This window comes from Pseudarthrobacter phenanthrenivorans Sphe3 (assembly GCF_000189535.1).
GTDB lineage: Bacteria > Actinomycetota > Actinomycetes > Actinomycetales > Micrococcaceae > Arthrobacter > Arthrobacter phenanthrenivorans.
Genome location: NC_015145.1, coordinates 2,697,011 through 2,717,079 on the forward strand (window position 1 = coordinate 2,697,011; position 20,069 = coordinate 2,717,079).

Sequence of the window (20,069 nt, forward strand, 5' to 3'; positions counted from 1 at the left end):
GAGGGCTCGTGGAGCGCCTCGTTGTCTCCGGAGCCATTATGAAACGGAACCTGTCTCAGTCCCGTCGCCCCGCGTTGAAGTCCTTGGGGACTGCGCTCCTGGCCGCCGCCCTTGTGGCTGGCCCAGGCCTGGCAGGCATCGCCTTCGCCACCGAACCTGCTCCCGCGCCGGCAACTCCCTCCCCTGCGGGTGCCGCCACCGCCATGCCTGCTGAACCCACAGCAGTCCCGACTTCGCCGGCCTCGCCAACGGAAACAGTTCCACCGGCTCCCACCCCCCAGCCTTCCCCGGACGCCGCGCAGTCCATGGCGGAAGCTGTTGGCGTCGGCGGGGCCGAAATGGGACAGCGTTCTGCACGTGTCACCTCGTCGGCTCCCTCTGATTCTTTCAAGAGGCTCAGCACGGAGTCCCTGTCGACGGAGGGTACCTGGATGCCCACGTTCGGCATCCAGGGACTTGATGTCAGCGGCCACCAACCAAGCGTTGACTGGCAGCAGCAGTGGAACATGGGCGCCCGATTCGCCTATGTGAAGGCGACGGAAGGCAACTACTACAAGAATCCGTCGTTTAATTCGCAGTACCAGGGTTCACGCAACCTAGGAATGATCCGGGGTGCTTACCACTTTGCCATCCCGAACTGGTCGTCGGGGGCGGACCAGGCACGATACTTTGTGCAGAACGGCGGAGGCTGGTCGGCGGATGGTTACACCATGCCGCCCGTCCTGGACTTCGAGTTCAACCCCTACGAAGGCCGGACAATCAACGGCTTCTACTTCGGCAACACCTGCTACAACATGTCACCAGCCCAGCTGCAGTCCTGGGTTCGCGACTTCGGCAACACCGTGCTCTCCATGACTGGAAGGCTCCCGGTTATTTACACGAATACCAGCTGGTGGAATCAGTGCCTGGGCAATCCAGCCGGCTTCGGTGACTACCCTCTGTGGATCGCCGCGTACCCAAGCTCACCTACGAACAACGCCGGTCCTGTGCCTACCGCCAGCTGGGGAACCTACAGCATCTGGCAGTACAGCTCTACGGGTCCTTTTGCTGGCGACTCCAACGTCTGGAACGGGAGCTACGACGACCTCAGACTCTTCGCAACGAACGGGGTGCCGAGGGCAGCCACTCAGGCCATATCAGCAGCAGCTTCCGCGGCCCCCTCGCTAGGCGCTGCTACGTCAGCGATCGTTTGCGGCCAGCCTGGCGGCGGCTGCTACCAGGACTACCAGGGCGGAGCCATCATCTGGTCCCCGACCACCGGCGCCCACCCCACCTCCGGGGACGTACGGGCGGCCTGGGCGCGGACTGGCTTCCTGACCGGCCCGCTGGGCTACCCGACTTCGGATGTCGTTTGCGGCCAGCCTGGCGGCGGCTGCTACCAGGACTACCAGGGCGGAGCCATCATCTGGTCCCCGACCACCGGCGCCCACCCCACCTCCGGGGACGTACGGGCGGCCTGGGCGCGGACTGGCTTCCTGACCGGCCCGCTGGGCTACCCGACCTCGGATGTCGTTTGCGGCCAGCCTGGCGGCGGCTGCTACCAGGACTACCAGGGCGGAGCCATCATCTGGTCCCCGACCACCGGCGCCCACCCCACCTCCGGACCAACACGCACCGCATGGGGCAAGACCGGCTTCGTCACCGGCCCAATGGGCTACCCGACCTCGGACGTCGTTTGCGGCCTGCCGCAGTCCGGCTGCTACCAGGACTACCAGGGCGGAGCCATCATCTGGTCCCCGACCACCGGCGCCCACCCCACCTCCGGACCAACACGCACCGCATGGGGCAAGACCGGCTTCATCACCGGCCCAATGGGCTACCCCACCGGGGACCTGACCTGCGGCCTGCCGCAGTCCGGCTGCTACCAGGACTACCAGGGCGGAGCCATCATCTGGTCCCCGACCACCGGCGCCCACCCCACCTCCGGACCAACACGCACCGCATGGGGCAAGACCGGCTTCATCACCGGCCCAATGGGCTACCCCACCGGGGACCTGACCTGCGGCCTGCCGCAGTCCGGCTGCTACCAGGACTACCAGGGCGGAGCCATCATCTGGTCCCCGACCACCGGCGCCCACCCCACCTCCGGACCAACACGCACCGCATGGGGCAAGACCGGCTTCATCACCGGCCCAATGGGCTACCCCACCGGGGACCTGACCTGCGGCCTGCCGCAGTCCGGCTGCTACCAGGACTACCAGGGCGGAGCCATCATCTGGTCCCCGACCACCGGCGCCCACCCCACCTCCGGACCAACACGCACCGCATGGGGCAAGACCGGCTTCATCACCGGCCCAATGGGCTACCCCACCGGGGACCTGACCTGCGGCCTGCCGCAGTCCGGCTGCTACCAGGACTACCAGGGCGGAGCCATCATCTGGTCCCCGACCACCGGCGCCCACCCCACCTCCGGACCAACACGCACCGCATGGGGCAAGACCGGCTTCATCACCGGCCCAATGGGCTACCCCACCGGGGACCTGACCTGCGGCCTGCCGCAGTCCGGCTGCTACCAGGACTACCAGGGCGGAGCCATCATCTGGTCCCCGACCACCGGCGCCCACCCATCCACGGGGCCCATTCGTGAACGATGGGCTGCTACGAATTTCTTGGATGGACCGCTACGCTACCCGACCAGCGACGTCACCTGCGGCCAGCCGGACGGAGGCTGCTACCAGGACTACCAGGGCGGCGCTATCATTTGGTCCCAGGTCACCGGCGCCCACGCATCCACGGAGCCTATCCGGTCCGCTTGGGCTTCGACAGGCTTCTTAACAGGCCCTCTGGGTTACCCTACAGAGGAGGTCGTTTGTGACCCATCAGGTGAGGGCTGCAGGCAAGACTACCAAGGCGGCATTATTCGATGGCATCCCCAATTGGGAACGACTGTCGAGCGCTTCGCTCCGGCGTCAACAACCAGTGGCTGAGTGTGGACCGAGAGCGAATTTTAAAGAACAGGATACGCTGAGAAAAATTACCTCTGCCCCCTCAACCACCGCCGGTCACAGTCTGAGCCGCGAGGCGCCAAGGGATCAAACCAGGCTAAGGACCGCCTTAGACGAAGAGGCTGCGCCCATGACGGAAGTAAACAGGTTCGCGATGCATTCATGTTAGCTTGAGGCTAGGAATCCACCGCGCCGAAGAACGGAAGACTTCAAAAAAGCATGCCAGTAGTAAGTGAGTCTCCCACAAACCTGCCGCGAAATCCTGGAGCGCGACCCGCTTCAGCCGTTGGCATTGGCTCCGCAATCTCGGCCGCCTCCGGAATAGCAGTCCTCTTTGTGGCGAGCCATGCACTCACCAAGGAAGAGAACGCCGAATTCCTGTCTTTCTGGGCTGCTCTCTTTTTTGTTTACGGGGTGATGGGCGGCATTCAGACGGAATCCACCCGTGCATCTTCCGTAGTCGCCGTCAGGGACTTGTCAGATACGAAGCGGCATCCTCGACTCATGGCAGCTGGCCTCATGAGCGGCGGCGTAGGCGCCCTTGTGATAGCTGTGATTTCGCCCGCCCTAGCGACCTTTTCCTTGTTCCAGCACCCCCACATCATCGCAGTCGGCCTCATTCTCACAGCTATTCTCTATTCCGGCCATAGCGCACTCGCGGGCATCCTGCAAGGGAGCAGTCATTGGTCGACCTACGGTCGCTTTCTCATCTTAGATGGGATGCTTAGACTGGCCTGTATTAGCGCCGCAGCCGCGTGGTCCTTGGGACTCTTGGGGTTAGAAGTGGCATGCTTCTGTGCCTTGGGCGCTTGGTTGCTGATGCTCGCGTTCTCCCGGATAGCCCGCCAATCCCTACAGATTCGCGCTGACGTGCCTCTGAGAAAGCTATTGTCACAGATCTTCCATGCAGTGGTCTCATCTATCTCGTCCGCGGCCCTCGTAGTCGCATTTCCGCTGTTACTCAAGCTGACCACCCCGGCCTCTGTCTTCGAGCAGTCGGCGCCTCTCCTACTTGCAATCTCCATGACCCGTGCACCTATTATGGTGCCTTTGCAGGCATTTCAAGGCGTAGCTATCACACACGTCGTCAAAGCAGGATCGGAGGGATGGCGCGCGCTTCATCGCCCTATCCTCCTGCTCCTGGTCGCGGGAGCTCTTGGCGCTGTCTTGGCCTTCGTCTTCGGGCCCAGCCTGATGTTGCTGTTCGGGGCGGAGTATGGAGTGAGCGGACTGACTCTCGCGTTGTTAACACTCGCTTCACTTGTAATGGCACTTCTCACTCTAACAGGGACGGCAGCGCTTTCCACGGGGCATCACAGGGCATTCTCCTCTGGCTGGGCCACAGCAACGGCTGTTGCTGTGGCGGTACTCCTACTGCCGCTCTCCGTGGAGGTCCGATGCATCCTCTCGCTAACTGTTGGCCCAGCGGTCGGCATCCTAGTTCATCTGCTCGCCCTGCGGAGGCGACCCACATCCACTGTTGACGGTCGGGTAGCATAGACCGGGCCCCAGCAACACGTCATCCCAAATAACAGTGGTGGTCCAATTCTGCTTGATGGTTTGAGGGCGACACGGATGCGAGGGGCTTTTTTGAAAATTTCCTGAGGAAGCGGGGATGGCGTTTACGCCGGTCAGGGAGGCGTAGGCGGCCTCAATTCGAACCCGCCGGTCGTGGGACCAGGTGATGAGGCAGGTCGCTGCAGTGACAGGCAAAAACCCGTCTCCTGAAGCAGCGGCGCGCCCTCGCTGATCTGTACCACTTCGATCAGTTGCTTCTCATTGGCTCTGAGCTGGTCATTCAGTTCGAGGACAACTTGGCCAAGCGCACCGCCTCCGGGCGAGCAATGGAAACGGAGAGCTGCTCCTGGCTCGACGCCACCGCGAGACGTCAGTGATCTGCTCGCCTAAAAGCGCCTTTCGGGCCTCAAGTCCAAAAACGTGTGTATCAGCAGTGCGGTGAGCGCGTTAACCGACCGCATCCGCTCGGTGCTCATGGCGTCGCGCGCCGCGCGCCGCGATCAGAGTCCCCAGGGCTTGACGAACTCCGCGTTCACTCTTGGCCGGCGCAGCTTCTCCAGTGGCAGCGACAGCCGGCCGCAGCGATCTGGCGGGGCGTCTAAGGCCATCGGAGCTCCCAACGCCCCGGCGCTTCTCGCATCTATGCGTGTTGCCTCGGCCACCGGAAAGCACTCGGCTGCAACAGTACCAGTCAGGACTGTTCCGTATGCTCTGGCTCATCGATGACCCGGAGCGTGTCAGCGTCTGCCCCGTTAGGCGGGCTACCAGGCGACCCGCCCTACTAATGCCGATAGGCGTCGTTGGGAACCCAGTATCGATCAGCTCGCCGGTCCCAACGGCGAGGAGCACGTAAACATGATTCCGAGTGTGGATATCACCCCCACCGACAAGCGGATCGGAATCCGTGACGATGGACATGAGGGTACAGCGCCTTTCCTCGGCGATGGACAGGGCCCAGCTGCTATAGGCCGGCCGGTACCGGTCCGGGCAGGAATGACATCGGAACACCACTGTGACGAGTGACACGCTCAAAGACGCGGACAGCCTTCTGATCAAGTGGGCCGGCCAGGTACCGGCCGACCACCCCGACGGAAGGACAAGTCGGACGCAAGACACTAATGGTCATAGTTTTTTGAGTCACATCCACGAGTCCGACGGCCGATATCATCCTGCAAGCCAGTCCCAGACCAGGTGCGATGCTAACAAGACTCATCGAGCTCCTTGCTGTGGACGTGGATCATTTCGCTCAGGCTTGCATATTCCTAGCGACGGGCATGGTCCCGGCCACGGACTCTGATGTCCGTGGCCGGGTCGGTGAACCGCAGCGGCGGGCAAAGGTAGAGGGTGAAGACGCGGTGGACCATGCAGATGTTCAGGTGCAGGTGATACCCGATCCGCGCTGGACCGCAACGCTGGTTCACCGGGAGCCCCAGCTCACGCTACGCGTTGCGCATTCGGGTTCGGTGCGGGCCAGCACGGGCTAATCTTCCGCGCCCCAGGGGCACGGTCGTTTTACATGAACCTTATTGATTAGCGGGATGATCATGGACTTGGCTTGAGTATGTGAACTCTGTTTGCCCCGGCAGGACGGCTATTTCTGGCCCCGCGTGGACTGTCAGCCTCCTCGTGCCCCCAGGCCCAGTCTAAGGTTCTTCCTGTTGCGGGACAATCTGCCCAACTGTGCAGCCGTCGTTTATGTGAAGCTCTCTAGAGGGAAGAGAGGAGCTTCATCAAGGGACGCCCCTGCACGAACATGGAGCGGGGTCCGGTCCTAACGGCCGTCTCTCATGTTCGGGCGAGTCGTTCTCCGGGTGGACAAAGACGTTGGCTTACCCCCGGCTATACTGCTATAAGCAATCGTGGACTGGCTCACGTTCAACGGCTGCAACATCAGATGGGCACAGACTCCTACTGCCTTGCCATACCAAACAGCAGTCTCAACAAAGCCGAAACGGTATCCAGAAAGCGATGGAGTTTTCTCTTCCCGTTACCGTGAAGGGCTCCCAACTGAACTAACAAGAGCCTCCGACGCCCAATCGGGCTGAAGCAATTAGAGGGCCAGATTCTGCTGTCTACCACCGGCATTTTTACTCCTACGTGCACTTCAAGTGCCCGCGCCGGTGGGTAGAAACCGTGCCTTTTACAGCCGCAAAACGGACCCGCTGCGGCCTGCACTCACTTCGCCTCCGCAGGCGGCGCAGCTGAGACTTCGATATCAGCGCCAACACAGGATGCTGTATCTTGGACATGCGCTATAAGTACGTAGTTATCCTAGCTGCGTATTGCGGTCGCCAGGAGCGCAACTCGGGAATCAGTTCCGGATCAACAACAACGTCCACCTCAGGCATTGTCTTGAGGATCGCATCAATCGACTCCGGTACATGGGATGGTCCCGCGTACAGAGGCTTGACCATCGGAATGGTAGCTTGCATAGACTCCGTCCACCTACCCTGGAGCGTCAGAGACCATTGGGCAGCTAGTTGAGGGTCGAAGCCGTCATTAAAGCCGACGTAGACAAAGGGCCGCTGCCTATCTAAAGCGGCCATTCTAGCCATCTTTTCGACAAGACGCGGCATCGGCTCCGACAGCGTCTCAACCTGCTGTAGAAGCCCCACAGATCCTTCGGCGGTGGGCCTCAAACCTCTCTCAGCGAGGCCAGTGAAAGGCAAACCGAAGAAATGAGTGGCGCCGAACGAGGTTAAAAGCGAAGCTGCCACAAAAGACTTTCGTCCGGTATGAATCAGCCAGCGCGAAGACCAGAGGTCTGCCGCCCCAATGAGAGTGCAAATGATCGCCACCAGCTCGACGGCCAGGAAGGACTTGTGAAAATAGTACGTTATTCCAGAGGGGCTCATAAGCTGAAAAACAGCCAGGGCTACGAGCAGAATCCCAGCGAAGATTGGTGTTGCAAGAACGTGGAGCGATGTCAGAGTTCCGCGTCTGTCCTCTGCCTGTCCCAGCCTTCGACGCGAATAGAATGTCAGGGCAACGAAGGCGTTCGCGAGGATGCAAAGAACGGCAACGCCGGCATCAGCTTGGGCTATACCTCCAGTAGTCGTTAGGACATCGGCAGCCGACAACTTCCGGAGTTGCCATACGGCGCCGAAAAGGCCTGCCACCCCGACCGCCCCAAGTGCGAAATGTAAAGCCAATCTCCGGCTACCAATGGCGCGCCGGTGCCAGAAGACGTGAGCAATGTATACAAGAACGCTAGGTATGCAGAGGAAAAGTAGCAGAAACCACCCGTGCACTACTGCAGTGACGGCGAAGATCAGTGCGGACGTAGCTGTTACGGGGTGGAGGACGCGGCGCAACTGAACAACGACTATGACGGCTACGGAAAGGGCGACGCCTAAAGCGAAGTTGGGGAACGCACCAAATACGGGGATGGCGCCAGGGCCCACAATCCATGCAGTGGCGGCAACGCTCACAAATGGCAGTGTTAACAGAAAGCTGCGGCGCATCGCTGGCAGAGATGTGAGGGCCGCGACGACAAGCACCGTGCCCAGGATCGTAACGCCTGCGACAAGACGGAGGAAAAGGACGGACTCATGTGCCACGTCCCCGGCTACTTTCCCCGCCGCGACTTCGGCCAGCGTGGCCAGAAGTGCGTGATATCCCTGGGGATAGGAAGCAGCGGACCACTGGCTTCCATCGGGTGCAGGAGGCAGCAATGGGATAACTACACCGTGGTTTCGCAGCATGCGGAACATGTTGAAATGCGGGGCGAAGTCCCAGGAGCGACTAAGTATGAGGAAGGTTGCTTCCAAGGACCCAGGGAGGAGCAACTTCTGCACAAGCCATGTAGAAGCTCCCGCGGCAGCAAACGGTAAAGCGTCGACCGCGTGAACGGAGGGTAGGAAGCGACGCAAAGGCAGCCGCAGAAGCACAGAATGGGCAACAAAGCCTGCTAGGAGAGCGGCTGACAATGCAAACAAGCTTGTTCCGCGGTCCAGAAATGCCACATCGGCGGTGAACCACCACATGAATGGTGATGTTCCAGCCAAGAAAACCACCGAAAGCATAAGCCGCTGGGAAAGGTTTTTGCCAATCGGTATTAAAAGCATTATAAGGCCGAGGATGACAAGATACTGCCACCCCGTGAGACTACCCATTGCTCTAAGAGTAACTATTGCAATGAAGGTGGCCGTTGACGCTAGTGCAACCAGCGGCCACAAGACCGTCGGTCTGACCTCACAACGTTGCGCGGGAGTGGATGACCTTCGGAATGAACGAGGCCCGGCTCTATTCGATTTCTCAATAATTTGACTGCTCACCGATTCCCCTAAGGTAGACCGCCTACCGGGAATTCCTTATATCTCGCACCCCGCATAATCCCGGGGTTGCGCCAGCAGTATTCCAAGAAGTACGAAAGTTGACCCTAGTATAGTACTCCATCAGCCCTCGACGGAGTGTCTGCTATAAGGCGCTTCCCGTGTTGTGGCATCCGGGTTCGCGGCGGCATGCGACGGCTTGGATGTGTGCAGGGACTCATCTAGCGCTTTTCTGGCGGGAGCCACACGATTCAATTGCATATCGATCCGTTCGACGGCGCTCCTCAGGATCGCTACTTCCTCAGCCAAAGTCCGGTTTTCATCCTCTACCACTGATAGCTCCCACGACAGATGAAGACAAACGCCGAGTAGAAGCACGATACAAAGAGCAAACAGTAAATTTGACGCGACCTGCACACCGAGGAACTTACTTACCTCCGAGAGCAGACCAGGCCAGCCGGCCAAGACGAGCGCGCCGATTCCGATGATAAGCCAAAGCGCTGCGTACTTTTCGCGAAAAACTTTGCGCCGAACAAGTTCAAGCACTATCCCCACCATTAGCAGAGCGAAGATAAATGGGGCGATGGTGTTTCCCATCAGGCAGGGCCTTCCTGTGCGGCGATTCGGGACCGTTTTCGAGTGATGGCAAACAACAGGGCAAAGACCGAGCGCAGGAGGTAGACGGCAGACTTGGCAGGATTGTGGCTGGGCGTTCCACCTTGGCGGGGACGCATGGCCACGGGTATCTGCGTAACGATGCAACCAGACTTGATAGCTACGACCAGTGAGTCGATGGTGTCTCCTAAGTACTCAGCTGGGTAGTGGTCCAAATACTGCGCAATGGCTCGTTTGTTCCCAGCCCGGAAGCCGGACGTTACGTCCGTTAGCTTTGTGTGCGCCAACGCGGAGATTACTGCTGCAAGGAACACCATTGCCCACCGCCGAGGTCCCGCGACTTTGTAGTCGCCCTTGGCGGCAAAGCGGGCCCCAATGGAGATATCTGCTGTTTCAAGGCCGTCCAGTACCGCAGCTATCTCACGTGGATCGTGCTGTCCATCAGCATCCACTTGTATGACCGCCTCATAGCCATATCGGTCCGCGTATTTGAAGCCAGCCCGCATCGCCCCGCCCACGCCCATGTTGAACGGAAGCCGGAGAACGGTGGCTCCGGCCGCCTCGGCGATCGAAGCAGTGGCATCCTTGGACCCATCGTCAACCACCAGTACGTCGTACCCTTCATTCATGTTGAGTACCTCAGAAACCGTCTGTCCCACTGATTCGCCTTCGTTCCAAGCTGGCATGATCACGAGTACGCGTCGGGTTTTTGGGCTAAGCATGATTGCGATTCTACGCGGAAACGAGCACGGGCTGAATTTGGCCGGTGGCACGCCCTCGCCCATGTCAAGTGGCTCCGGCGACGCCGTTGAGGGCGCCGCTGGTACCATTTAACGGTTGCAGGCGCGTTCGCAGCCATCAGCCACCCGCTATCGCCAACCGAGGAGAAACGTTGTTCAAGGGCAAGACACTTTTGATTACTGGAGGAACTGGCTCCTTTGGTAACACTGTTCTGAAGCACTTCCTTCACACTGACATAGGCGAAATCCGCATCTTCTCCCGTGACGAGAAGAAGCAGGATGACATGCGTAAGGCCTACAACAACGACAAGCTCAAGTTCTACATCGGTGATGTTCGTAACATAGACAGCGTACGCGAAGCCATGCGCCGAGTAGACTACGTTTTCCATGCAGCAGCCCTCAAGCAGGTTCCGTCCTGTGAGTTCTTTCCCATGGAGGCAGTCAAGACTAATGTCCTTGGGACGGACAACGTACTTACAGCCGCGATCGACGCAGGCGTGAAGAAAGTGATCTGCCTGTCCACGGACAAGGCGGCGTATCCGATCAACGCGATGGGTACTTCCAAGGCCATGATGGAGAAGGTCGTAATTGCCAAGTCCCGCAACGTGGAAGCCAGCGAGACATTAATTGCCTGCACACGGTACGGGAACGTGATGGCTTCGCGCGGATCAGTCATACCGTTGTTTGCTGACCAGATCCGGGCCGGTAAGCCGCTTACGGTGACGGATCCTCATATGACTCGCTTTCTGATGAACCTGGACGAAGCGGTTAAGCTAGTGCTTTTTGCCTTCGAGCATGCAAACCAAGGTGATCTGTTCGTGCAGAAGGCGGATGCGTCTACGGTAGGCGATCTGGCTGCGGCCATGAAAATTTTGTTCAACTCTGATTCTGAGATTAACGTCATCGGCACGCGCCATGGTGAAAAGGCTCACGAAACCCTCCTTACGAGGGAGGAGAGAGCAAAATCTGAAGACCTTGGAGACTACTTCCGAGTGCCTGCCGACACAAGGGACCTAAATTACGAGAAGTTCTTCGACTCCGGCGACAACGTGAGCGAGACGCTCGAGGAGTACACGTCCCACAACACGCAGCAGCTGACGGTCGATGAAATCATAGAAAAGGTTAAGACGACTGAGTACATCCAAGATCTCCTGTCTTCCATCAGGTCGGCTTCGTGGTCGTGAACCGTAAGCCAAGGGTTCTGGTAGTTGGTCAACACTATTGGCCGGAGTCGTTTCGCATTAACGACATCTGTGACTACTTGGTTTCCAATGGTGTCGAAGTAGAAGTTCTTTGTGGCCTTCCGAATTACCCAAAAGGGCAGTTCTTCCCCGGCTACTCCTGGAGGGGCCCCTATAGGGAAGAACATAATGGTGTTCTTGTTTACCGGGTACCCGAAATACCGCGGGGGAACAATTCGAACCTGCGGATTTTCTTAAACTATATCTCGTTTCCCCTTGCTAGTCTTCTGCACTTGCCGCGTCTTATGTTTGGGCAGTACGATAAAATATTGCTATATCAGCTGTCCCCCGTGATGATGTCGATCTCCGGAATAATCTTGTCCAAGCTTCGCCGGATAGAATCGACGATGTACGTACTCGACCTTTGGCCGGAAAACTTGTTCTCGGTGCTGAAAGTGCGGAATGTCATATTCCGCCGACTCGCCGAAAGCGTATCGCATTGGCACTACAGGCAACCTGACAAAATGGTAGTTCTGTCTGACCAGATGCGGTCCAAGATCCAGGATATTTCCGGTGTCGCGGATGAGAAGATTGTTGTTGTTCCGCAGGCTTGCGAAAGTCTTTATGAGCGTGAGATCTACGACCCGGAGATCGCTGACGCCCTTGGAAACGAATTTAAGGTCGTTTTTACTGGGAACATTAGTCCGGCCCAGTCCTTTGAAACAATAATAGACGCGGCGGAGATCCTGAATTCAGAGGGGCTTACAGACATATCTTGGGTCATTGTTGGGGATGGTATGAGTCGCCGGGACGTTGAGATGGAAGTCAAGCGTCGAGGTCTTGGAAACCGTTTCCGCTTTGAAGGGCACCGTCCCGTGCACGACATTCCCAAGTACACGACCCTGGCTGATGTTTTAGTGGGTTGCCTTGTCAAGAGCGAACTATTGGAGGCCACCGTGCCTGCCAAGGTGATGTCATACATTGCCTCGGGCCGCCCGGTGGTCCTTGCAATGGACGGGGAGGTTCGCAGGCTGGTAGAAGACGAGGCGAAATGCGGGTTCGTCGGCCCAGCTGCCGATTCCACAGCGTTGGCAAACAATATCCGAAAAGTATACAAGATGTCTGCTGACCAGAGGCGGGAGTTCGGAGTGCGGGGCAAGGCCTACCACTTCGCTAATTTAGAACGTAGCATTGTCTTGGAGCGTCTGAAGAGTTTTCTCCTGAAGTGACAAATTTGGACCGCCACTTTTTGCCACCGTTTCTGATGCCTCGGCTGCCCGATAGCTAGTCGCCACTAGGGCGTTTCTTCTAAGGCTGCCAGCCAGATACTGATCGCCCGGAGAACAGCTACGCCGCGATAGGTGAGCCGGAGTTTGTCGTAGCGCGGGGCCACGGCCATCGACCGTTTGACCATGTTGAAGTTGCGTTCGACGCCCGCGCCGCTTCCGGTGGCCGGCTTTTCTGGCTCTTCGCGGTTGGTGGTGAAACGGGTTCCGTGTCTTGAAAGCTGAAGGGCTCGTAGCCCTGCTGTGATGGATGTTCTCTACGCATTCATCAAGAGTCAGGAGCTACGAGCCTTGATCGAGCCTACTTCGCCGCGCCCCGATGCTGCCACCGCCATTTTCAACCTGCCCGACTACCGAGTCACCGGCACCGAGGTCCTCTCCTTCGGCCAGCGGCGGATCCGGGTCGTGGCCACCACAGAGGCCGGTTGCCCGTCGTGTGGCGTGATCAGCACCCGGGCTCATTCCCGTCGGCCACAACGGTTGCGGGACATTCCTGTCGCCGGGCCGGTCGAAGTAGTCTGGGCCAAGCGGAGATTCTTCTGCGATGAGTACCTGTGCCCCCGCCGGACATTCACTGAAGAGACCACCCAGGTCCCGCGCCGGGCACGGTCCACCCGCCGGCTCCGTGAGGCCCTGGTGGCTGCCGTCATCGGCTCCGGCAGGGCCGCCGCGGAGGCCGCCGCTTCGTTCGGTGTCTCGTGGTGGCTGGTCCAGCGGGCTCTGGATTCGGCGGCGCTGACGCTGCCTGATGTAGATGCCCTGGCCCCGCGGATGCTCGGCATCGATGAACACCGCTACCGGTCCGTGCGGTTCTTCCGCGACCCCGCCACCAAGGCCTGGAAACGCTACGAACCCTGGATGACCACCATTGTCGATCTCGACACCGGACAAGTCCTTGGCATCGTGGATGGCCGCGACAGTGAGGGCGTCGGGGACTGGCTGTTCGCCCGTCCGCTTCAGTGGCGCCTGGGCGTGCAGGTCGTTGCCATCGACCCCTCGGCGGCGTTCCGCAAGGCCCTGCGGATGTGGCTGCCACGCACCGCTGTCTCGGTCGACGCGTTCCACCTGGTCAAGCTCGGCAACGACATGCTCACCGAAGTCCGTCAACGACTCACCCAGCAGACCCATGGTCGGCGGGGGCGCTCCGTTGACCCGGTCTGGGCCAACCGGCGACTGCTCCTGCGCGCCGGGGACACACTCTCGGACCGGGCACGGGACAGGCTCAGCACCGTGTTCGCAACCGACGATGCCACCGGGAAATTGCAGGCAGCGTGGCTTGTCAAGGAACAGCTCCGGGCCCTGCTGACTACCGGCTCTCTTGCCGACGCAGCCGCCGCGAAAGACCGGTTGCAGGTCCTGGTCGAGCGAGCCGCGCAGCCGGAGACGAACCGGCTCTGGCGCACGGTCTGCAGGTGGTGGAAAGAGATCGAAGTCCTCATTGTCACCGGTGCGACAACCGCGAAAGTGGAAGCCAACAACACCGCGATCAAACACATAAAAAGGACTGGCCGGGGATTCACCAACGCACGCAACTACAAAACGCGTATCCTGTTGCGCAGTGCCGCCAGAACAGCGGCATGAACATCCCTCACGGCAGAACGTTCACCACGAACCGTGAAGAGCCGCTTTTCTTGGCAGATGGTGAAACAGGTTTCCGTCTCTTGAAAGCTAAAGGGCTCGTAGCCCTGCTGTGATGTCTGTTCGCTACGCATTCATCAAGCCAGGAGCTACGAGCCTTGATCGAGCCAACATCGCCGCGCCCCGATGCTGTCGCCGCCACTTTCAACCTGCCGGACTACTGTTCACCGATCGGAGATCCTCGTTCTCAGGCAGCGGGGGATACGTGTCGTTCCCACGACCGAGGCCAACTGCCCGTCCTGCAGCGCGATAAGCATCCGCGTGCATTCCCGCCTACCGCCACGCCTGCATGACATTCCCCTGCAGGCCTTCCAAGTGGTCTGGCCACAAAAAGGTCCCTCGCCGACGCGCCCGGTGCGAAAGACCGGCTGCAGGCCCTGTGGAGCGTACCGCGCAGCCGGAGACGAACCGGCTCTGGCGCTCGGGCTGCGGATTGTCAGCGACGGTCGAAAACTGAGCCATTTCGTGGGCGGCGGAGTTCAGCGGTCGTTGCAACAATTTATGGTTCGGTCGCCGGTGAAGTCAGTCTAGCCAGGTGCTCTACGGGACTCTGCCAACCCAGGATTTCGCGTGGTCTGCGGTTGAGTTCAGCGGCGACCGTCGTGAGGTGTTCGGGGCTGTGGACGCCGAGGTCTGTTCCTTTCGGGAAGTACTGCCGGAGCAGGCCATTAGTGTTCTCGTTTGAGCCGCGCTGCCAGGGGCTCGCGGGATCACAGAAATAGACCGGAATCAGCGTCTGCCGCGTAAAACTCTGGTGGCAAGCCATTTCAGTCCCCTGATCCCAGGTCAAAGAACGGCGCAGGTGCGGCGGGAGCGGGTTCATCGAATCAGCTAGCCGATCGCGCAGATTCTCAGCACCACGGTTTCCTGCCAGGTGCACGAGGATGATGAAGCGAGTGGTTCGTTCGACCAGTGTGGCGATGGCCGAGCGGCCGCCCTTCCCAATTATTAGATCGCCCTCCTTACGATTTTGTTGTGGGTGATTTCGGAGCTGTCGTAGTGTTTCGATCACCCTCGGGTGGCGGGTATGGCCTAGGTCGCCCTGCCGCTTGGATGGCTCACTGGGAATGGCCGCCCGCTGCCCGCCGATGACTCGACCGCTGATTGAGAATTACGACATTGATCGTTGGGTAAGGACGTGCCGGCGTAGTTATCGACAGGGCCAACCGAAATTGGAGCTGATCGAAGGAGACTGAACATGCCGGCATTCTGGGTAGGAATCGACTCAGGCAAAAGAGCACATCATTGCGTCGTGATCGATCAGACGGGGACCGTGCTGCTCTCGAAACGGGTCGAGAACGACGAAAACGCAGTGCTCGAACTCATAGCCACGATCGCGGAGATCGCGGCCGGGGGCGAAGTCTGCTGGGCCACGGATCTGAATTCCGGCGGAGCGGCCCTGTTGATCGAGTTGTTGGCCGCGCACGCCCAGCAACTGCTCTATATACCTGGACGGATCGTGCATCACGCTGCGGAGACCTACCGCGGAGATGGCAAGACCGACGCGAAAGATGCCAGGATCATCGCTGACCAGGCACGGATGCGCACGGACCTCCAACCAGTCCGCCGCACGGACCAGATCAGCGTTGACCTGCGGCTCCTCACCGCCCGCCGTACGGATCTGATCTGCGACCGTGTCCGGGCGATCAACAGGCTCCGCGCCACCTTGCTGGAATATTTCCCGGCTCTCGAGCGTGCGTTCGACTACTCCAAACAGGCGCCCCTGGTCCTCCTGGGCGGCTACCAGACACCCGAGGGCATCCGGCGGATCGGACTAGCTCGGCTCACCGGTTGGCTGAGGAAACGCGGCTGCCGCAATAGTGCCAAGATGGCAGAGAAGGCACTGATAGCCGCAAACTCCCAGCACACCGTACTGCCAACTCAGACCACAGGCTCTGCCCTGGTCGTCCGGCTGGCCGGGCAAATCAGCACTCTCGATGCGGAGATCGCCGGCATCGATGCCCAGATCACGGACCTGTTCGGGAAGCACGACAGCGCCGATGTTTTGCTCACCATGCCGGGCTTCGGCCCCGTACTCGCAGCTACTTTTCTCGCGAACATCGGCGGCAACCTGGACGCGTTTGACTCAGTCGACCGGCTCGCCAGCGTCGCGGGGCTGGCTCCCGTCCCGCGCGATTCCGGACGAATCAGCGGGAACCTGCACCGACCACGTCGCTTTAACCGCAGGCTCCTGCGGACCTGTTACCTCGCCGCCCTCTCCAGCTTGAAGAACAGCGCGGCCTCAAGAACCTATTACGACCGGAAGCGCGGAGAAGGAAAGTCGCATAAACAGGCCCTCATCGCCCTCGCCAGACGTCGCATCAACGTCCTCTGGGCGATGCTCCGTGACCACACCATCTACCAGGAACCAATGCCACGCATCACCGCTCAGGCGGCTTGACAGAAACATTGAGATTCCCAATGCCCCGGTACTAGTCTGCCGATGACTTCCGCGGGCCTGTCCCGGATCATCACCATGTCCGGGAAACGCCTGGTCCGGTGCTCCTTTCGGCGGCGCGGCCGGCGGCCAGTCCGACCGCTGCGCAGCGAGACTGCAGGGTCCACGGCCAAATCCAGGCTTCCACGCCCATAGAGAGCTTGATAAACAGTCTCGGGCACGACGTGCATCTCGGGTTGTCCCGGGAAATTAGCGCGTAGACGGTTGCTGATCTGGCGGGGACTCCAGCGTTGCTTCAGATGTTCACGCACGAACTCCTGCAGCGCCGGGTTGGCCGCGATCTTCCCGGTCCGCTGGCGGCTCCGTCTACGTTCGGCGCTGCGCTGGGCCGTCCGCGGACGGTAGTTGCCAGAGGGCTCGTGAATATTCCGGCGAATCTCTCTGCTCACAGTTGAAGGACTGCGCCCGAGTTCCATTGCGATAGCGCGAATGCTCCGCCCGGCATGCAGGAGGTCGGCGATCGTGATCCGTTCGGACTCGGAGAGAAATCGGGCAGAAATCGCGGCTGGTCTAAGACGGGAGATAGGAGCGATCTTTTTGACGTCGCCGGACTTCAGAACAACTGAGTGGCCGTGCCGCCATCGAGTGCCGGAACTACGGCTGATTCCGACGATTCGGCACGCTTCGGAATTGCCCATTCCCTGTTTCATCAGCTGATCATAGTGAGCCCGTGCAGCGTTCTTTGGAGGGGCACCCCGTGACTTTCGTGGTCGTTTCATATCTGCCAATTGCAACTCCTAAAAGCTCAGGTGTTGCAACGACCACTAGACGCCAAGCCGTCACTATGGCTCAGTTTTCGACCGTCACCGACACGGATGGTGGAAAGAGATCGAAGTGCTCACTGTCACCGGTGCGACAACCGGGAAAGTGGAAGCCAACAACACCACGACTCAGCACATAAAGAGGACTGGTCGGGGATTCAACAACGCACGCAACTACAAAAGCGCATCCTGTTGTTCAGTGCCGCCGGAACGGCGGCATGAAAAGCCCTCACAGCAAAACATTCACGACGAACCGCGAAGGGCTGTTTCTGAGTCACCGTTTTGAATGCCTTCCATGGGTCTGCAGAATCACTCGCATCTTCCGCAGACCCCACCAACTTCTAGGACCAAATGCCTTCTGGGCTCTGGCTGCCACCGCCCGTACCCTTCCTGCCAGCAGCGTTTACCGGTTGATATTAACGAAGATTCCGGTCCTCTGGTGGTGGCTATGCGCGGTTGAACGGATGAAGTTCACGGCGCGACGTGACGTGTCAGAAATCTGGTAGTCCGCGGGAATGACAGGTGGGCCGTCTGTTTCGAACTGATCCAGAACTATGTCGATGGCATCAACGATTGCATCCGACTTCACCCCAGTGGTGATGATTGCAGCGGTATCCAGTGATTCTGGGCGTTCTATCGCGTCCCTCAAAGTCACTGCTGGGAATCCCAACAGTGAAGACTCTTCACTGATCGTGCCGCTGTCCGACAGAACCAGTTTGGCCTCCCTCTGGAGCTTCACATAGTCGTTGAAACCAAATGGCGGATGGAATCGCAGGCCGCGCTTCAATTCTTCAGGCTGATCTTCCAACCGCTTCCGGGTTCGCGGATGGGTGGAGATGAGAACAGGAATCTCGTGGCTATCGCTAATGCACTGCAGGGCCTTGAGTATCTCCGTAAGGCGTTCGGGGCTGTCAACGTTTTCTTCACGGTGAATGCTGACCATGAAGTAGCCCCCGGGAGTCAACTCCTGCCTTTCCAAAACGTCGCTGGCCTCGATGGCCCCGGCGTTGCCTAGCAGGACCTCTTTCATGGGTGATCCCGTCAGCAGAATACGCGAAGGGTGCAGTCCCTCCGCGAGCAAGTTCTTGCGGGCGTGCTCTGTATATACGAGGTTGTAGTCAGCAACATGGTCGACCAACCGTCGGTTCGTTTCCTCGGGAACGTTCTCATCAAAGCAGCGGTTACCCGCCTCCATGTGGTAGACCGGGATCCGAAGGCGCTTGGCCATGAGGGCGGAGATACAGCTGTTGGTGTCGCCCAACACAAGCATCGCGTCAGGCTTCTCAACCAAAAGCACCTGTTCGGTCTTTGCCAGGATTGAGCCTAGAACACTACCCAGGGACGAGGTGTCCGCCTCCAGGAAGTGATCCGGGCGTCGCAGGCCCAGATCCTCGAAAAAAACCTCGTTCAACTCGTAGTCGTAGTTCTGGCCCGTGTGGACCAGCACGTGGTCCGTACTACGATCAAGCCGGCGGATTGTGGCAGCCAACCGTATAATTTCCGGCCTGGTGCCCACAATGGTCAATACTTTTAGCTTGCGGCCTAGGTCGCTCATACTTCCTCCGGGAAAGTGTCGGGAGATGCTGGATCAAAAAGTTCACTGATCCAAAACATGGTGTAAAGGTTATCTGTTCCAGTGTTGGTGATGTTGTGTGACCACATCGTGGGCATATCAATGGCAACAGGGTTTTCGCCGTCGACCCTGTAGGTCACTACTTCTTCCGAGAACAATCTACGCATGGCGATTTCGGCAGTCCCCGACAGTACAGTGAACCGCTCAATTTTCCGCCGATGGTAATGCTGCCCCCTGGTGATGCCGGGCATCGTGGTTGAAAATGAGGACTGGCCCTCTCCCCCGCTGCTGCGAACTACCTCAAAAAACGCACCTCGCTCGTCTTCCTTACGGTCTAAGGGAATGGGCAGCCGGTCGCCAACCAAGAATGACCGGTAGGTGTTGAACATGTCCCTATCGAATGCCTGGGAGATGTCCGGAATTGTTCCCTTTGAGTAGGTCGCGGCCATTGACTCAATGAGATTTGCGACCTCGCTGACCCGGCGGCTTGTTGCAAGACGGAGAGCGTCCTCGGGTTCATGAACGCCCAGGAGCACCTCAGCAGCAGTTTGGACGTGCAAAAGGAGCAAATCCTTGTCGTCCTGCACCTGCAGCGGCTTCCCTTCTGCAGCGAGGCGGCAAAAAGTAGCCACAACGGAGTTGTAGAAGGGAGTACCGTGCTCCCCGAACAGATTGGGAAGCTTGACATCGACGAAGCGGGAGCCCGCCCGTTCGGCGGCAGCCTTGAGGATCCTCCCTGCTTCTTCCTTACCACTGCCATAGGCGGTGCCGTTCCCCGCCTGAATGGAGTTGGCGTAAACCACCGTCGCCGGTTTCGAACCAGCTGCCCCCAGCGTTTCCGCAAGCTGTTCGGCGAAACGGATGTTGCCGCTTCGCACTGCCTCGTCGTCCCCCCGGTTCACCCCTGCCACGTGGACGAGGAGCTCTGCCTGTTCGACGGCGGCGACCGCGGCGGCGTCGTCGAACTTGCCACCCAGCGCAAGTGCTTCAGTCTCCTTGCCAAGGCTATGAGCCAACACACGTGTATGCCACCCAAGGAAGCCGTTGCTTCCTGTCAACACGATCTTCATACCTGGATTC

The 20,069-nt window shown here is 59.4% G+C and carries 12 protein-coding genes and 3 pseudogenes; 7 read left to right on the plus strand and 8 right to left on the minus strand.

The window, feature by feature from the left end; all coding sequences use genetic code 11:
- The first annotated feature begins 38 nt into the window (after positions 1-38).
- Positions 39-2,927 (plus strand): GH25 family lysozyme, encoded by a 2,889-nt coding sequence (locus ASPHE3_RS12555; protein WP_041652155.1) that lies wholly within the window; start codon positions 39-41, stop codon positions 2,925-2,927.
- Positions 2,928-3,164: 237 nt separating this feature from the next.
- On the plus strand, positions 3,165-4,445 hold the full coding sequence (locus ASPHE3_RS22280; protein ID WP_167536967.1) for a hypothetical protein: 1,281 nt from the start codon (positions 3,165-3,167) through the stop codon (positions 4,443-4,445).
- On the opposite strand, the gene ASPHE3_RS22935 is transcribed toward ASPHE3_RS22280, so the two are convergent.
- The 4 genes from ASPHE3_RS22935 to ASPHE3_RS12580 all read right to left on the minus strand — a co-directional run bounded on the left by ASPHE3_RS22935 (position 4,383) and on the right by ASPHE3_RS12580 (position 10,074).
- Complete coding sequence (locus tag ASPHE3_RS22935) at positions 4,383-4,658, minus strand: transposase (protein WP_148258101.1); 276 nt, start codon at positions 4,656-4,658, stop codon at positions 4,383-4,385. The two genes, ASPHE3_RS22280 and ASPHE3_RS22935, sit on opposite strands and share 63 nt — an antisense overlap.
- 2,057 nt (positions 4,659-6,715) lie before the next feature.
- Positions 6,716-8,578, minus strand: coding sequence for a hypothetical protein (locus tag ASPHE3_RS12570; protein WP_148258102.1), 1,863 nt, complete (start codon positions 8,576-8,578; stop codon positions 6,716-6,718).
- A 282-nt stretch (positions 8,579-8,860) separates the two neighbouring features.
- Entirely contained in the window at positions 8,861-9,334 is a 474-nt protein-coding gene (locus tag ASPHE3_RS12575) for a DUF2304 domain-containing protein (protein WP_013601585.1), read from the minus strand.
- Positions 9,334-10,074: a glycosyltransferase family 2 protein gene (locus ASPHE3_RS12580; protein ID WP_041652158.1), complete on the minus strand. Its 741-nt coding sequence runs from the start codon at positions 10,072-10,074 to the stop codon at positions 9,334-9,336. Before ASPHE3_RS12580 ends, ASPHE3_RS12575 begins: the two co-directional genes overlap by 1 nt.
- Positions 10,075-10,244: 170 nt before the next feature.
- On the opposite strand from ASPHE3_RS12580, the gene ASPHE3_RS12585 reads away from it, so the two are divergent.
- From ASPHE3_RS12585 to ASPHE3_RS12595, 3 genes are all read left to right on the plus strand, one after another.
- Positions 10,245-11,276: a polysaccharide biosynthesis protein gene (locus ASPHE3_RS12585; protein ID WP_013601587.1), complete on the plus strand. Its 1,032-nt coding sequence runs from the start codon at positions 10,245-10,247 to the stop codon at positions 11,274-11,276.
- On the plus strand, positions 11,267-12,502 hold the full coding sequence (locus tag ASPHE3_RS12590; protein WP_254362866.1) for a glycosyltransferase family 4 protein: 1,236 nt from the start codon (positions 11,267-11,269) through the stop codon (positions 12,500-12,502). The genes ASPHE3_RS12585 and ASPHE3_RS12590 overlap by 10 nt, the downstream gene beginning before the upstream one ends.
- A 348-nt stretch (positions 12,503-12,850) precedes the next feature.
- Entirely contained in the window at positions 12,851-14,140 is a 1,290-nt protein-coding gene (locus ASPHE3_RS12595) for an ISL3 family transposase (RefSeq protein ID WP_013601589.1), read from the plus strand.
- 556 nt (positions 14,141-14,696) lie between these two features.
- Here the strand turns inward: ASPHE3_RS12595 and ASPHE3_RS21535 are convergent.
- Positions 14,697-15,158 (minus strand): annotated as a pseudogene (locus ASPHE3_RS21535) (IS30 family transposase); the annotation flags it as partial.
- Between the two features lie 237 nt (positions 15,159-15,395).
- On the opposite strand from ASPHE3_RS21535, the gene ASPHE3_RS12600 reads away from it, so the two are divergent.
- On the plus strand, positions 15,396-16,598 hold the full coding sequence (locus ASPHE3_RS12600) for an IS110 family RNA-guided transposase (protein WP_013599339.1): 1,203 nt from the start codon (positions 15,396-15,398) through the stop codon (positions 16,596-16,598).
- Positions 16,599-16,612: 14 nt separating this feature from the next.
- On the opposite strand, the pseudogene ASPHE3_RS21540 reads toward ASPHE3_RS12600, so the two are convergent.
- A pseudogene (locus ASPHE3_RS21540) lies at positions 16,613-17,305 on the minus strand (IS30 family transposase); the annotation flags it as partial.
- A gap of 166 nt (positions 17,306-17,471) precedes the next feature.
- On the opposite strand from ASPHE3_RS21540, the pseudogene ASPHE3_RS22995 reads away from it, so the two are divergent.
- A pseudogene (locus ASPHE3_RS22995) lies at positions 17,472-17,638 on the plus strand (transposase); the annotation flags it as partial.
- 181 nt (positions 17,639-17,819) lie between these two features.
- Here ASPHE3_RS22995 and wecB read toward each other — a convergent pair.
- The gene (gene wecB, locus ASPHE3_RS12605; protein ID WP_013601591.1) at positions 17,820-18,971 is read right to left on the minus strand and encodes a non-hydrolyzing UDP-N-acetylglucosamine 2-epimerase; all 1,152 of its coding nucleotides are present in this window, start codon (positions 18,969-18,971) and stop codon (positions 17,820-17,822) included.
- Positions 18,968-20,059, minus strand: coding sequence for a polysaccharide biosynthesis C-terminal domain-containing protein (locus ASPHE3_RS12610; RefSeq protein WP_013601592.1), 1,092 nt, complete (start codon positions 20,057-20,059; stop codon positions 18,968-18,970). The genes wecB and ASPHE3_RS12610 overlap by 4 nt, the downstream gene beginning before the upstream one ends.
- Positions 20,060-20,069: the final 10 nt, after the last annotated feature.

Excerpts from the sequence above, each read along its gene's own strand:
- ASPHE3_RS12555 (WP_041652155.1), top strand. The coding sequence starts at position 39 with ATGAAACGGAACCTGTCTCAGTCCCGTCGCCCCGCGTTGAAGTCCTTG.
- ASPHE3_RS22280 (WP_167536967.1), top strand. The coding sequence starts at position 3,165 with ATGCCAGTAGTAAGTGAGTCTCCCACAAACCTGCCGCGAAATCCTGGA.
- ASPHE3_RS12570 (WP_148258102.1), bottom strand. The coding sequence starts at position 8,578 with ATGGGTAGTCTCACGGGGTGGCAGTATCTTGTCATCCTCGGCCTTATA.
- ASPHE3_RS12575 (WP_013601585.1), bottom strand. The coding sequence starts at position 9,334 with ATGGGAAACACCATCGCCCCATTTATCTTCGCTCTGCTAATGGTGGGG.
- ASPHE3_RS12580 (WP_041652158.1), bottom strand. The coding sequence starts at position 10,074 with ATGCTTAGCCCAAAAACCCGACGCGTACTCGTGATCATGCCAGCTTGG.
- ASPHE3_RS12600 (WP_013599339.1), top strand. The coding sequence starts at position 15,396 with ATGCCGGCATTCTGGGTAGGAATCGACTCAGGCAAAAGAGCACATCAT.
- wecB (WP_013601591.1), bottom strand. The coding sequence starts at position 18,971 with ATGAGCGACCTAGGCCGCAAGCTAAAAGTATTGACCATTGTGGGCACC.
- ASPHE3_RS12610 (WP_013601592.1), bottom strand. The coding sequence starts at position 20,059 with ATGAAGATCGTGTTGACAGGAAGCAACGGCTTCCTTGGGTGGCATACA.